10 protein-coding genes are annotated in these 14,030 nt (G+C 70.9%); 7 read left to right on the top strand and 3 right to left on the bottom strand.

Going from position 1 to position 14,030, the window contains the following annotated elements; all coding sequences use genetic code 11:
* The first annotated feature begins 50 nt into the window (after positions 1–50).
* From E3O48_RS05185 to E3O48_RS05175, 3 genes are all read left to right on the top strand, one after another.
* On the top strand, positions 51–1,259 hold the full coding sequence (locus E3O48_RS05185; protein WP_134510201.1) for an MFS transporter: 1,209 nt from the start codon (positions 51–53) through the stop codon (positions 1,257–1,259).
* Between the two features lie 581 nt (positions 1,260–1,840).
* Positions 1,841–2,314 (top strand): hypothetical protein, encoded by a 474-nt coding sequence (locus tag E3O48_RS05180; RefSeq protein WP_134537558.1) that lies wholly within the window; start codon positions 1,841–1,843, stop codon positions 2,312–2,314.
* A gap of 251 nt (positions 2,315–2,565) precedes the next feature.
* The gene (locus tag E3O48_RS05175) at positions 2,566–3,390 is read left to right on the top strand and encodes an aldo/keto reductase (RefSeq protein ID WP_134537557.1); all 825 of its coding nucleotides are present in this window, start codon (positions 2,566–2,568) and stop codon (positions 3,388–3,390) included.
* Positions 3,391–3,475: 85 nt separating this feature from the next.
* Here the strand turns inward: E3O48_RS05175 and E3O48_RS05170 are convergent, their stop codons facing one another.
* The gene (locus E3O48_RS05170; protein ID WP_134537556.1) at positions 3,476–4,711 is read right to left on the bottom strand and encodes a CdaR family transcriptional regulator; all 1,236 of its coding nucleotides are present in this window, start codon (positions 4,709–4,711) and stop codon (positions 3,476–3,478) included.
* 181 nt (positions 4,712–4,892) lie between these two features.
* Between E3O48_RS05170 and E3O48_RS05165 the strand changes: the two genes are divergently transcribed.
* The 4 genes from E3O48_RS05165 (at position 4,893) to E3O48_RS05150 (ending at position 11,909) form a co-directional block, all read left to right on the top strand.
* The gene (locus E3O48_RS05165; RefSeq protein WP_134537555.1) at positions 4,893–6,662 is read left to right on the top strand and encodes an aldehyde dehydrogenase family protein; all 1,770 of its coding nucleotides are present in this window, start codon (positions 4,893–4,895) and stop codon (positions 6,660–6,662) included.
* Between the two features lie 85 nt (positions 6,663–6,747).
* Positions 6,748–8,355 carry an AMP-binding protein gene (locus E3O48_RS05160; protein ID WP_134537554.1) on the top strand — a complete coding sequence of 536 codons (1,608 nt, stop codon included), beginning with the start codon at positions 6,748–6,750 and terminating at the stop codon, positions 8,353–8,355.
* Positions 8,352–9,992, top strand: a complete 1,641-nt coding sequence (locus tag E3O48_RS05155) for a GMC family oxidoreductase (RefSeq protein ID WP_134537553.1) — start codon at positions 8,352–8,354, stop codon at positions 9,990–9,992. The genes E3O48_RS05160 and E3O48_RS05155 overlap by 4 nt, the downstream gene beginning before the upstream one ends.
* 72 nt (positions 9,993–10,064) lie before the next feature.
* Positions 10,065–11,909 carry a DUF222 domain-containing protein gene (locus E3O48_RS05150; protein ID WP_134537552.1) on the top strand — a complete coding sequence of 615 codons (1,845 nt, stop codon included), beginning with the start codon at positions 10,065–10,067 and terminating at the stop codon, positions 11,907–11,909.
* A gap of 418 nt (positions 11,910–12,327) precedes the next feature.
* On the opposite strand, the gene E3O48_RS05145 is transcribed toward E3O48_RS05150, so the two are convergent.
* Entirely contained in the window at positions 12,328–12,846 is a 519-nt protein-coding gene (locus tag E3O48_RS05145; protein ID WP_241982408.1) for a polyketide cyclase, read from the bottom strand.
* Between the two features lie 191 nt (positions 12,847–13,037).
* Positions 13,038–14,024 (bottom strand): aldo/keto reductase, encoded by a 987-nt coding sequence (locus E3O48_RS05135; RefSeq protein WP_134537551.1) that lies wholly within the window; start codon positions 14,022–14,024, stop codon positions 13,038–13,040.
* Positions 14,025–14,030 lie beyond the last annotated feature (6 nt).

The raw sequence follows: 14,030 nt of genomic DNA, 5'->3' as shown, positions 1-14,030 counted from the left end.
TGCCCCTCAGCTGGGGGCGCGGGCATCCGCGGCCATAGACTTGAGTAATTGTGAGCAGCTACTGGACCCTTCTGAAAACCCCGGGCGTTGCTCGCGTCATCGCCGCACAGCTCACCGCACGCTTCCCGTTCGGGATGCTCTCGCTGGCGTTCCTGATCCACATCGAGCAGGTCTACGACTCCTACGGCTCGGCGGGCCTCGTGCTCGGCGCGATGAGCATCGGCCAGGCCATCGCAGGGCCGCTCACCAGCCGGCTGATGGGCCGCTGGGGCATGCGCCCGGTCATCGTCGGCACCCTCGTGGTCTGCGCCGGCTCGATCATCGTGATGGCCCTGGTGACCCTGCCAATCTCCGGGCTGATGGCCATCGGCCTGGTCGCGGGCCTGTCCACGCCGCCGATCCAGCCGGCCGTGCGCACCATCTATCCGAAGATCGTCAACTCCCGCCAGCTCACCCCGCTGTTCTCCCTGGACGCCTCCGCCCAGGAGATCATCTGGGTGCTCGGCCCGGTGATCGCCACCTTCGTGGCCATCCAGGTCAGCTCCGTCGCCGGCATCCTGCTCGCCGCCGCGTTCCTGGTCGGCGGCGGAATCTGGTTCGTGGCCCTGCCGGAGGTCGGCCGGGTGCGCATCCCCCGCAGCCGGCGCAAGCTCGGCGCCGTGCTCAAGCGCCCGCCGGTGATGCTGAGCACCATCGTCGGCTTCATGCTCGTGGCCGCCTGCGCCGCGGTCGAGGCGGGCGTCGTCGCCGCCTTCGGCCACGGCAGCTCGGACTCCGGCTGGGTGCTCGGCATCTTCGCGGCCGGGTCGCTCGTCGGCGGCCTCGCCCTCGGGCATGCGCCGATCGGGCCGTGGGCGCTCGCCAGCCGGATGCTCATCGTCACCGTCGGCCTTGGCCTCGCCACCCTCGGCCTCAACTTCTGGTGGCTCGCCGGCACCCTCCTCTTCGCCGGCATCGGCATCGCGCCCGCGTTCGCCGTGCTCTTCGGCATCGTCTCCGCGAGCGTCAAGTTCAGCGACACCGCCGAGGCCTACGGCTGGGTCGGCACCGGCCAGCTGATGGGTGCCGCAATGGGGTCCGCGATCGCCGGCTTCATGATCGACCACAGCGGGGCAGGCGCGGCGATCATGGTCGCGGCCGGCTTCGCGGCGCTCGGCACGCTGATCCCCGCGATCGGCCGGCGCTGGCACCCCGACCTGCGCGGCCGCGACGCCAGCCCGATCCCCGACACCGCCCCGATCCAGGTTCAGGTCTCCTAGCCCCGCTCGGCCCGTCCGGTCACGCTCGCCCCGGCTCACCTCACCGCGCCGAAGCTCTTCGCCGAACTGTGAGTTCGGCCCGGTTTCGGGGCCTGAAATGGTGCGTTTCTCACAGGTCGGCGAGGGTGCACGCTCGGGTCGGCGAGGGTGCACCCTCGGGGGACGCCGCGGGATGCTGAGCCTGTGGAGAGATCCCCGGGGCTGACCCTGGTTTCCGGCATCCTCGAGAGATGTCGCCCGCAGAACTCCCGCCCGAGTTTCGTGATGAACCGTTCCTGGTCGCCGAGGCCAGACGGGCCGGCCTGACCCGGACCCGGCTCGGTGGCCGCGATCTCGCGCGACCCTTTCGCGGGCTGCGGGTCGCGGGGCCCCCACCGGCATCGGTTCCCGAACTCTGCAGGGCCTACGTGGCCCGGATGCCGCCCACCCACGTCTTCAGTCATTTCACCGCCGCGTCGCTGCACGGGATGCCACTCCCCCACTGGGCCTCTGCCGATCGGCGCTTGCATGTGACGGTGCCGGCCTCGAACCGACCACCTCAGATGAGGGGAATCGTCGGGCACCAGCTGCGCGAAAGTCAGATGGACGTCCAGCTGCAGGACGGCCTGCCGGTCACCACGCCGCTGCAGACCTGGTTCGACCTCGGCCCGCTGCTCTATCGGGGCGACCTGGTCGCGGCCGCCGACTTCCTCTGCGCCGGCCGAGAGCCGAGGCACACACCGTCGGAGCTGCGCGCGGCTGCCGCTCGGCTGGTCGGCCGCCGAGGTTGCCGGAGATTACGGGAGGCTGCATTCTTCGCGCGCGCCCGGGTCGATTCCGCCAAGGAAACCGAGGTTCGGCTCCTGCTGGTCGACGCGGGCCTCCCCGAACCGGTGGTGAATCTCGAGTTGACGGATGCTTTCGGCCGTTTCGTGGCGCGGGTCGACCTGGCCTGGCCTGGCCGGACTGGCGGGTCTGTATCGAGTACGAGGGCGACGGCCACCGCACGGACCGCGCACAATTCCGCACCGATATCACCCGCCGGGAACGCGTCGAAGATCTGGGCTGGCGAGTGATCCGGGTCACCGACGACGATCTCCGGAACGGTGGCCGCGAGCTCCTCCGCCGTGTGCGCGCCGCCCTCGCCGGCCGCGGGTGGCAGGACTGACCGCCCGCCGTCGTCTTCGCCCACCCCTGCCCCGCCCAACCCGGTGCGCCGCTCTTCGCCGAACTGAGAGTTGTGCAGGCTTTGCCGGGGCGGAAGAGGTGCCTTTCTCTCAGTTCGGCGAGGACGACCGAGACGGAGGGAGGAGGGTTTAATGGGGGGATGACCCTTTCCCCCTCGCTTCGGTTCACCGACGGACACAGCATCCCGCAACTCGGCCTGGGTGTCTACAAGGTTCCGGATGCCACGGCCGCCGACACCGTGCAGGTCGCGCTCGAGGCCGGCTACCGTCACATCGACACGGCCGCGCTCTACGACAACGAGTCGGGAGTCGGCCACGGCATCGCGCGGTCGGGACTGCCCAGGGACGAGCTGTTCGTGACCACGAAGGTGTGGAACGACCGCCACGGCTTCGACGAGACCCTGCGCGCCTTCGACGAGAGCCTCGGCAAGCTCGGCCTGGACTACGTCGACCTGTACCTGATCCACTGGCCCGCGCCGCGCCAGGACCGGTACCTCGAGACCTGGCGCGCCCTCGAGGTCCTGCGCGCGGAGGGACGGGCCCGCTCGATCGGGGTGTCCAACTTCCACACCCACCACCTGGACCGCCTGCTCGCGGAGAGCGCCCTGGCCCCCGTGATCAACCAGGTCGAGCTGCACCCCTGGCTGCAACAGGCCGCCCTGCGCGAGTACGACGCGGCTCACGGCATCCTGACCGAGGCGTGGTCGCCGCTGGCCCGCGGCCGTGCGATCGGGAACAGGACCCTGGACCGGATCGGGGCACGGCACGGCAAATCGGCCGCCCAGGTGGTCATCCGCTGGCACCTCCAACTCGGCAACGTGGTGATCCCGAAGTCGGTGACCCCGGTGCGCATCCGCGAGAACCTCGACGTGTTCGATTTCACCCTCGACGAGGCGGACCTGGCCGCGATCGGCGCCCTCGACTCCGGCGAGCGCACCGGCAAGGACCCCGACGACCTGGACTGACCGGCGCAACCCGGACCGACCGGTGCAACCCGGACTGACCGGCGCGACCCGGACCGACCGGTGCCGACCCGGACCGACCGGCGCCTCAGCTCCCGGCCAGCCGGGTGGCTCGCAGCGCCGCGTGCAGTTCGGCGGCTTCGGCCGGGCGCGACGGCATCCGCCCGGTGAGCTCCGTGATCCGGGCCAGCCGGTACAACACGGTGTTGCGGTGGCAATGCAGGCGGCGGCCCGTCAGCGCGGTCGACCCGTCGGCGGCGAACCATTCCTCGAGGGTCTGGAGCAACACGTCGCGGTCCGGCGCCGCGAGGAGACCGCCGAGCACCGCCTCCTGCAACTCGGCGGCGTAGCCCGGCTGCGCGACCAGCAGCAGGTCCAGCGGCGCGGTGCCGTAGGAGTGCGCCCCGGCTCCCCCCGGCAGGACGCAGCCGACCGCTATCCGGGCCTGGCGGAGCGCATCCGGTGCCTCACCGACGACGGTGAAGGGGCGGCTGACCCCGACCCGGGTCGTCGCCGCTGACGCGAGGGTCGACTGGACGATGGCCATCCCGCCCGCCGCGGCGAGACCGAGCAGGCCGATCTGGTCGCCCTGCAGGGTGGTCCAGGCCGAGGCGATTCCGGCGGCGCGCAGCGTCTGCGAGAGGCCTGGCAGCGAATCCGCCCCCGTGGCGCTCAGCTCGGCGGCGACGAGCAGGAAGGTGCCGTGCTCGGGAAGCCCGAGCGCCCTCAGGGCGCGTCCGGCGTCGACCGCGGTGGCGCTGCCGTCGAGCACGCTGAGCAGCAGCAGGCTCCTGGCCTGCTGGTTGCGGCGGTCCTGCGCGTCGACGACCGCCCGGTACGCCTCTGCGGCGGCGTTCGAGAAGGTGTCGATCATGCCCCAGACCTCGCCGGAGACGAGCAGCAGCGCCTCGAAACTCTGGCCGGCGACCGACCGGGTGACCAGCACCTCCCAGATCTGGAGACCGGCCAGGCGATAGGCGTGCAGCAGGCTTGCCATCGGGATGCCGTGTTCCGCCTTGACCTGCCCGGCCCGCCGCGGTGCGTCGAGGGTCGCGGTGCCGTCGACGAGCGCCCGCGCAAGGGCGGCGATGTTCTCGCCGACGATCCCGTGCAGCACCTCGTAGGGCAGCAGGCTCCTGGCCCCGTATGCCTGCTCCCCGGCGACGATCTGGGCGCACACGGCATCCGTCAGTACGTCGGCGGAGTCGATCAGCCCGGTGAAGAGTTCGATCGCGACTCGCCTGGTGGCGCCCGCCGGGGTGGCGCCCACCCCGGTCGTGCCATTGCCGTCGCCGCGCTCCAGGGTTCCCCATTGATCCGCCATGACGCCATGCTACGGCGCCCCCGACCAATTCGTTTGTGCGACGGCACAAAGATGCCGTCGGATCCGGCGGCGACCGCCCATGGCGCGAGCCGGGATGCGACGAGAGAGTGGAGCACTACCACCGAGCCGAGTTGTGCACCCGAACAGGCGGCGCGCACCCGTCAACGATCACAGGAGATTGATGACCGTCACCGAGCCGTCCTTCGACGCAACCAGCGCCTCGCCGTCCGGCGCCGGCCTCGCCCCGGACACCGCGGCCGGGCAGGCCGAACTCGACGCCCTGATCGCCGAACTCGCCGCCGGCGAGCAGCGCTGGGCCCGCACCCCGCTGCCCGAGCGCGTCGGCCTGCTGCGCGCCGTGCACGCCGCCGTCGCGGAGCAGGCCGAGAATTGGGCCCGCACCGCCAGCGAGGTCAAGGGCCTCGACCCCGCATCGTCCCTGGTCGGCGAGGAATGGATCTCCGGCCCGTACCCGGTGCTGACCGCGACATCGACCCTGGCCGGCAGCGTGGCCCGGATCAGCCGGGGTGAGAGCCCGCTGGCCGGGTCCCGGTTCGGCACCGCCCCCGGCAACCGGGTGACGGTGCAGGTGCTGCCGCACAGCGCGCACGAGTCGGTCCTGCTGCACGGCTTCCGGGCGGAGGTGTGGATGCCGCCCGGCGTCACCGCCGACACGGTCAGGGCGCAGGCCGGCCTGGCCGAACTCCACCCCGCCCAGACGCACGGTGTGGGCCTCGTCCTCGGCGCCGGCAACATCACCTCGATCCCGCCGCTTGACGTGCTCTACGAACTCATCGCGAACAACAGGGTCGTGCTGCTCAAGCTGAACCCGGTGCTCGCCCGGATGCTGCCGGTCTACCAGGCCGCGCTCGCCCCCCTGGTGCGGCACGGCGTGCTGCGCATCGTGACGGGCGACGGTGACGTCGGCGGCTACCTGGCCCATCACGCCGGCATCTCCCATGTTCACATCACCGGCAGCGCGGCCACCCATGACACCGTCGTCTTCGGCCGGGGCGCGGCCGGCGCCGCGCGCAAGACCGCCGGCTCCCCCGTCCTGGCCAAGCCGATCACCAGCGAACTGGGCGGAGTGGCCCCGATCATCCTGCTTCCCGGCCGCTGGGCCCGCCGCGACCTGCGCTACCAGGCCGAGCATGTGGCGACGCAGCGGCTGCACAACGGCGGCTACAACTGCATCGCCGGGCAGGTGGTCGTGCTCAGTCGCGACTGGCCGCAGAAGGACGCGTTCCTGGCGGAGCTGCGGGACGCGATCGGCCGCGCCCCGGCCCGCCCGGCCTGGTATCCGGGCAGCGACGGGAGGGTGGCGGCAGCCGCCGCCGCTTATCCGTTCGCCGAGCGCCTCGGCGACGGCGGTCGGCTCCTCGTCGTTGTCGGCGACGGCGACGACCCTGAGCCGATCAGGTCGACCGAGACGTTCTCGCCCGTGCTCGGCGTGGTCGAGCTGCCTGGCACCGGGGCATCCTTCCTCGACGCCGCCATTGACACCGTCAACCGGGATTTCCTCGGCACCCTCGGCGCGAACGTCATCGCCGAGCCGCGCACGATCCGGGCGCTCGGCCACGGTTTCCGGGACGCCCTCGCCCGGCTGCGCTACGGCACCATCGCGATCAACACCTGGACCGGCCTCGGGTTCCTCACCGCCGCGGCTCCCTGGGGTGCCTACCCCGGGCACACCCTGGGCGACGTGCAGAGCGGGATAGGCGTCGTGCACAACGCCCTGCTGATCGACTCGCCGGAACGCACCGTTGTCAGCGGGCCGTTCCGCCCGTTCCCCCGATCGGTCGCGCACGGCGAGTTCGCACTCTTCCCGAAACCGCCATGGTTCGTCTCGGCACGCAGCGCCGCCACCACCGGGCGCCTGCTCGCGGGTTTCGCCGCCCGGCCGTCCTGGCTGCGGATGCCCCGGGTCTTCGCAGCGGCCTTCCGCGCCTGAACATCGGCCCGGGCGAGCCCGCCCGGGCCGCACCGCGCAGTATCCTCTTCCCGAACAGCACTTTCCCCGAACACTGGAGTTCGCCGTGGTATTCACCAGTCCTCTTCCCGACGTCGTCATCCCCGACCTCAGCGTCTACGACTACCTGTTCGGCGGGATCGCCGAACACGACCTCGACCGGGTCGCCCTGATCGACGGGCCGTCCGGGGCGGAAACCAGCTACCGGGCTCTGATCGGCCAGATCGGCGCGATCGCGGGGGCACTCGCCGCCCGCGGGATCTCCCCCGGCGAGGTCGTGGCACTGCACTCGCCCAACGTGCCGGCCTTCGCCGCGGTGTTCCACGGCATCCTGCGGGCCGGCGCCACCGCGACGACGGTCAATGCGCTGTACACCGCGGAGGAGATCGCCGGCCAGTTGCGCGGCTCGGGGGCGCGGCTGCTGTTCACGGTGTCGCCGCTGCTCGAACAGGCGGTTGCGGCCGCCGACCTCGCGGGTCTCGGCGCCGACCAGATCATCGTGCTGGACGGCTCCCCCGGGCACGCGTCACTCCGCGACCTCCTGGCGGCGGGACATCCTGCCCCCACGGTGAGCATCGACCCGGCCACGCACCTGGCCGTGCTGCCGTTCTCCTCCGGCACGACCGGGCACCCCAAGGGCGTCATGCTCACCCACCGAAATCTGGTCGCGAATGTCGCCCAGTCCCTGCCGCTGCTCGGCGCGAAACCCGACGACCGGGTGCTGGCCGTGCTGCCGTTCTTCCACATCTACGGGATGACGGTGCTGCTGAACATCGCCCTCGCCGGTCGGGCCGGGCTGGTGACCATGCCCCGCTTCGACCTGACCGACTTCCTGCGTTTCATCCAGGACTACGCGGCCACCTATGTCTTCATCGCGCCGCCGATCGCGGTGGCCCTGGCGAAGCATCCGCTCGTCGACGACTACGACCTGTCCAGCGTGCACACCATTTTCTCCGGCGCCGCCTCTCTCAACCACACGCTCGGCGCCGCCGTGGCCGCCAGGCTGGACTGCCGGGTGCGGCAGGGCTACGGGATGAGCGAGATGAGCCCGGTGTCGCACGCCATCCCCCTCGATCGCGACGACATCCCGCTCGATTCGGTGGGACTGACCCTGCCGAACATCGAGTGCAAGCTGATCGACCCGACCACCGGCGAGGAGATCCACCAGCCGGCCGAGGGCACCAGCGAGGCCGGCGAGCTGCTCTGCCGAGGCCCGAACATCATGCTCGGTTACCTCGGCAACGAAGGGGCCACCGGCGAAACGCTTGACGCGGACGGGTTCCTGCACACCGGCGACATCGCCACGGTCAGCTCGGAAGGCTACGTCACGATCGTCGACCGGCTCAAGGAGCTGATCAAGTACAAGGGCTACCAGGTGGCGCCGGCCGAGCTGGAGGCGCTGCTGCTCGGGCATCCGTCGATCTACGACGCGGCCGTCATCGGCGTGCCGGACGAACACGGCGAGGAGGTGCCGAAGGCGTTCGTCGTGCTCCAGCCGGGCGTCGAGCTCACCGCGGAGGCCGTGATCGCGTTCGTCGCCGGGCAGGTTGCCCCGCATAAGAAGGTGCGGAAGGTGGAATTCGTCGACCGCATCCCCAAGTCGGCGTCGGGCAAGATCCTGCGGAAGGACCTGCGCGCCGCCGAGGCGCTGCGGGTTGCGGCGGCAGCGCGATGACCGCGCAGGTGCCGGGCACTCAGGAGTCCTTCGACTACGTCATCGTGGGGGCAGGGTCGGCCGGCTCGGCCCTCGCGGCCCGTCTGAGCGCCGACCCGAACGCTTCGGTGCTGCTCCTCGAAGCAGGGCCAGCCGATAAGAAGACGGAGATCCACATTCCGGCGGCGTTCGCGCAGCTGTTCCGCTCCGGTCTGGACTGGAACTACGACACCATCCCGCAGGCTCCCCTCGGCGGCCGCAGCGTCTACTGGCCGCGCGGGAGGGTTCTCGGCGGCTCCTCCTCGATGAACGCCATGATGTGGGTGCGCGGGTTCGCGGCCGACTACGACGGCTGGGCCGACCAGGCCGGACCGGAGTGGTCCTGGGCGGCGCTGCTGCCCTATTTCCGCCGGGTCGAACGTGTCGCCGGCAGCACGGATGCCTCGCACGGCCGTGACGGAGCGGTCAGCGTCGAACCCCAGAGAAGCCCCAGCCGCCACACGAAGGCGTTCCTGGCCGCGGTCTCCGAGCTCGGCCTGAGGATCGAGTCTCCGAACGCCGCCCAGCCGGAGGGGTTCAGCCAGACCATGGTCACCCAGCATCGGGGCGCACGGGTCAGCACGGCGGACGCCTATCTGAAGCCGGCCAGGCGACGCCGCAACCTCACCGTGCGCACCGGCGCCCAGGCCACCCGGGTTCTCTTCGAGGGCCGCCGCGCCAACGGTGTCGAATACCTGCAGGGTGGCAGCCGGCACCGGGTGGTCGCGCGGCGAGAGACGATCCTGTGCGGCGGCGCCGTGAACACCCCGCAGCTGCTGATGCTGTCGGGCATCGGCGACTCCGGCGAACTGCGACGGCACGGCATCCCGGTCCTGGCCCACTCGCCGGAGGTCGGAGCGAACCTGCGCGACCATCTGCTCTCCGGACTCGTCGCCGAGACCGCCGGCGACACGCTGTTCGACGCGCAGAAGCCCCGCCAGATCGCCGACTATCTGCTCCGCCGACGCGGCATGCTCACCTCGAACGTCGCCGAGGCCTACGGATTCATCCGCACGAACCCCGAGCTGGCCCTCGCGGACATCGAGATCATCTTCGCGCCGGTCGCCTACGTCGGGGAGGGTCTGGTGCCCACGCCGGAGCACGGGCTGACGGTCGGGGCGATCCTGCTGCAGCCCCGCAGCACCGGGAGGGTCAGCCTCGCCTCGCCGGACCCGTTCGCCAAGGCGGTCGTCGATCCTCGGTACCTGAGCGACCCCGACGGTGCGGACCTCGCGACCCTGCTCGCCGGGCTGGCCTGGTGCGAACGCCTCCTCCAGACCCCGACGATGCGCGGGGACACCACGGGCCGGCTGATCATGCCGCCCGACAGCGCCGCCATGAGCAGCGCGGAGCGCCTGGCCCGGGCGGTCACCGACCATGCACACACGCTCTACCACCCGGTCGGCACCGCACGGATGGGCTCCGACCCCGACTCGGTCGTCGACCCGGAGTTGCGGGTGCGCGGCGTCGATGGGCTCCGGGTTGCGGATGCATCGATCATGCCGATGATCATCCGCGGCCACACGAACGCGCCCACAATCGTCATCGGAGAGAAGGCCGCAGACCTGTTGCTCGCGGCCAGGGCCCCGGTGGTCGAGATTGTCGACACCAGGGAATGATTCTTCGAATAAGTTATCCACAAGTAGTGACAAACCCTCACATGTGTGTTCGTGTTTTGGTATCTTCGTGGCATGGACTCACCGGCAGAGCAGCTCAGACAGGCAGCGGATGCCGTCGCCCGCCTGGGCTGCTCCAGCGCCGACTACGAGGCCCTGACGGATGCCGCGGCGCTGGCCGGTCAAAAAGACATCGCCACCGCACGCCGGTTGCTGGAGACCCGGGCCGCGTGGATGGCTGCGACCATCGCCGATCGCTCCCGCCCGGAGCTGGGCCATTCCGGCCTGGCCGCTCAGCAGGGGTTCCTCTCCCCGGAGGCGATGATCCAGAAGGTCACCGGCGCAAGCAAGAACGAAGCATTCAAGCTCGTTGCCGTCGGCACGATGCTCGCCCGGGCCGAGGCCGCCGACCGGCAGGCCGCAGACGGCCTCGGGTCGCCCGGTGTTGACGGGACCGGTGCGGGCGGGACCGGCGCTGACGGGACCGGCGCTGACGGGACCGGCGCTGACGGGACCGGTGTCGATGGTGGTGCGGGCGGCGACTCGGGCGGCCCGGGTAGTTTCCCGCCCGATCCGGGCAGCCCGGTGTCGTGGCAGGCGCCGATCGCTCGCGCCGTGACCGCCGGGACCCTCTCCGTCGACGCGGCCGAATCCATCCGCAAGGGCCTGGGCGATATCGATACCGCCGTCACCGCCGACAGACTCGGCACCGCCCTCAGCCGGCTGCTCGCCGAAGCCGGTCAGTTGAACGCGGACCAATGCTTCACCCGCGCCCGAAGGATGCGCGACGACCTCGATCAGGCCGGCATCGCCGCGAGGGAGAAGCAGGCCTACGACGACCGGTTCCTCAAGGTTTACCGCCTCGCCGACGGCAAGGTCCGCCTGCACGGGCTCTTCGCCCCCGAGGATGGCGAGTTCGTGCTCTCCACCTACGACTCGATCACCAGCCCCAGGCGCGGCGGGGTGCGCTTCGTGGACAAGAAACGCAAAGCCTGGGCCAAGGCCGTCCAGGACGACCCGCGCAGCACCGCGCAGATCGCCGCGGACTCGTTCGTGCAACTGCTCAAGATCGCCGGCGAAGTCGACCCCGGCCAGATGCTCGGCGGCCGCCGCCCCGCCGTGCGCATCATCGTCACCCAAAAAGACCTCACCACCGCCCCCCACACCGGTACCGCCGCACCGGCCAACACATTTACTTCAGCGTCGGCAACACCCCACGCCGCGGGAGTAGCTGAAGCACCGGAGACATCAGATGCCCGGCTCACGCCGGCGGTCAGACCTGCCGAAGCCGTCCCCTCTAATCAGCCCGGCCAACCCGACCTGTCCGACTTGTCCGGCCAGCCCAGCCAGCCCGGCCAGCCTGACCAACCCGGCGAACCCAGCCAGCCCGGCGAACCCAGCCAGCCCGTTCAGCCGGGACAACCGGGGACGGCCCTGGTCCTCGCGGCCGGGCACGGGTCCATCGAGGGCAGTCCTGCTCCAATCTCCCTCGCCACCGTCCAACGACAACTCTGCGACACCGGCTACCTCGGAATCCTCTTCACCGACACCGGGCAGCCCATCGATGTCGGCAGAGAACAACGCCTCTTCACCCCCGCCCAACGCACCGCCATGGGCGCCCGCGACGGCGGCTGCATCTGGCCCGACTGCGACCGGCCACCAGCCTGGACCGAAGCCCACCACCTCAAACAATGGCTCCTCGAACACGGCTACACCGACCTCGCCGACGGAGTCTGCCTCTGCCACCCCCACCACCTGCTCCTCCACAACACGGGCTGGACCATACTCCGGGGCGGCGACCACTACTGGCTGAAGCCGCCGGTCTCGGTCGACCCGAAACAGACGCTCATCCCCCTCCCCAGCAAGACCCACCGCCAACTCGACCCGGGCACGCCGACCATCGACCGGGACACGGATTGACCGGCCGGTTCAGCCGGGCCAGACCTGCCGGTTCACCGGGGCCAGACCGGCAGTGACGCCCACGAGTGAGATCGCCGAAATCAGGGCACCACGGCCTCCACGGCCTCGACCAGCGGAGGATCCGGGGCCTCGACGGACTCGACCACGCGTGATTGCGCTCGCCGAAATCATGGCGCCTGGTGGCGACGCGCTCAACCATTGGAGCCAGCGCGCGCTCCCAGGTCTCGACCAGCTCGACCACCGAGGCGGGGCGGGGTCTCTAGGGGTTCGCCCATAGGCCGGTGCCGACGCGACCACCCGGGTCTCGTCTACACCAGGATCTGCGGCGGAGATTCGGCGCGCCGCAGTAGCGCGAAGCCCGGTGGCCGATGGATCACACCGAGCGGCGGCGAAAGGTGGGGCCAGGCGGTGGCGGGATTCACTTCGCATCCTGGGCTGTTGGCGCTCGACGCCGGCGTAGTTCCAGCCGGAGGCTCTCCTCGCCACGCCTCATCGCCCAGCGATGGTTCGCCGAGAAGGCGGGCCGCAGCAGCCAGGTCAGCCGGCGGAGCAGAGGCTTGGCCGCGCTGACCTGCCAGTCATAGCCGATCTCGACCTCGGGGCCGTTCTGGGCGAAGCTCCAGCGGCCGGTGCCGATCAGGTCGCCGGTCGCCGTCACCGCGAAGCCGGCCTCGGTGACCGGCTCGCTCACCGTCAAGGTCCACCGCAGCGTGTACGGGAGCCAGCCTTTGGTGTGCAGTTCGGTGACTGCGCCACGGCCATCGGTCGCACCCGGAGCCAGGATGAACGCCGCCAGGCAGACCGAGGGCCACCAGAGGGGGAGGCTCCGCGCGTCGCTCAGAACCCGGGCCACTTCGGCCGTCGTTCCGGCGACCCGCCACTCGGTGTGGAAGCTGTAGTCGTCGCCCATGGCGGCCTCCTCGCGGACCTGTGGCATCCGTTGTTGCGCACCAGTATGGCCTCGGATTCCGGCAGGCTCAATCGCCTGGGCCAGGCTCAATCACGGGGGCAGGCTCGACCACCGGGGCAGGCTCGACCACCGGGGCAGGCTCGACCACCGGGGCAGGCTCGACCACCGGCCGGGCCGGCCCGGCGGCCGGGCCGCCGGCCCGACCGGTGACGGATCCGTTACCAGCGCGGGTGGATCTGGTCGCGCAGCATCCGGTCGTAGATGTCCTGCACGCCTTCATTGAACTCGAGGCTGAGCTGTGGCATGGAGCCGGCTGCCGCATTGCCCTCGGCCTGGGCCACCGACCGGGCGCCGGGGATGACCGAGCTCACGCCGTCGATCTGCGCGACCCAGGCCAGCGCCGCCTGCGCCGGAGTGAGGCCGTCGGGCACAATCGCCGCGAACTCGGCCGCGGCCTTGAGGCCGGTCTCATAGTCGACTCCGGAGAAGGTCTCCCCCACGTCGAAGGCGCTGCCGTCACGGTTGTAGTTGCGGTGGTCGTTCGTCGCGAAGGCCGTGTCGCGGGTGTACTTGCCGGTCAGCAGCCCGCTCGCCAACGGAACCCGGGCAATGATGCCGACTCCCGCGGCGCGCGCGGACGGCACGACCTCTTCGAGCGGCTTGAGCCGGAACGCGTTGAGGATGATCTGCACGGTGGCCAGGCCGGGCCGGGTGATGGCAGCGAGGGCCTGGTCGCACGTCTCCACGCTGACGCCGTAGTTGGCGATCGCGCCCTCGGCCACGAGGGTATCGAGCGCGTCGTAGACCTCGTCCGACTCGACCACGGCGCTCGGCGGGCAGTGCAGCTGCACGAGGTGCAGGGTGTCCATGCCGAGGTTGGCGCGCGACCGGTCGGTCCAGGCCCGGAAGTTCGCGAGCACGTAGTTCTCGGCGAGCTGGTCGACCCGGCGGCCCATCTTCGTCGCCACGGTGATGCCGGCGCCGACCGGGCTGCCGGCGAGGAACCGGCCGATGATCTGCTCGCTCCGGCCATCGCCGTAGACGTCGGCGGTGTCGAAGAAGGTGACTCCGGCCTCGACGGATGCCGCGAGCACTGTCGTCGCCTCGGCCTCCGACACATCGCCCCAGTCCGCGCCGAGCTGCCAGGTGCCGAGGCCGATCACGGAAACGGTGCGGCCGGTCTTGCCCAGGGTTCGAGTGTCCATGCATCC

This window comes from Cryobacterium sp. HLT2-28, assembly GCF_004402495.1.
In the GTDB taxonomy this organism is placed as follows: Bacteria; Actinomycetota; Actinomycetes; order Actinomycetales; family Microbacteriaceae; genus Cryobacterium; species Cryobacterium mannosilyticum.
The sequence above is the reverse complement of the archived record's forward strand: the minus strand, read 5'-3'. Positions and strand labels throughout refer to the sequence as shown.

Bases quoted from the DNA above. Each gene is read 5' to 3' on its own strand.
- E3O48_RS05180 (WP_134537558.1), top strand. From the start codon at position 1,841: ATGGACGTCCAGCTGCAGGACGGCCTGCCGGTCACCACGCCGCTGCAG.
- E3O48_RS05175 (WP_134537557.1), top strand. From the start codon at position 2,566: ATGACCCTTTCCCCCTCGCTTCGGTTCACCGACGGACACAGCATCCCG.
- E3O48_RS05170 (WP_134537556.1), bottom strand. From the start codon at position 4,711: ATGGCGGATCAATGGGGAACCCTGGAGCGCGGCGACGGCAATGGCACG.
- E3O48_RS05165 (WP_134537555.1), top strand. From the start codon at position 4,893: ATGACCGTCACCGAGCCGTCCTTCGACGCAACCAGCGCCTCGCCGTCC.
- E3O48_RS05155 (WP_134537553.1), top strand. From the start codon at position 8,352: ATGACCGCGCAGGTGCCGGGCACTCAGGAGTCCTTCGACTACGTCATC.
- E3O48_RS05150 (WP_134537552.1), top strand. From the start codon at position 10,065: ATGGACTCACCGGCAGAGCAGCTCAGACAGGCAGCGGATGCCGTCGCC.
- E3O48_RS05145 (WP_241982408.1), bottom strand. From the start codon at position 12,846: ATGCCACAGGTCCGCGAGGAGGCCGCCATGGGCGACGACTACAGCTTC.
- E3O48_RS05135 (WP_134537551.1), bottom strand. From the start codon at position 14,024: ATGGACACTCGAACCCTGGGCAAGACCGGCCGCACCGTTTCCGTGATC.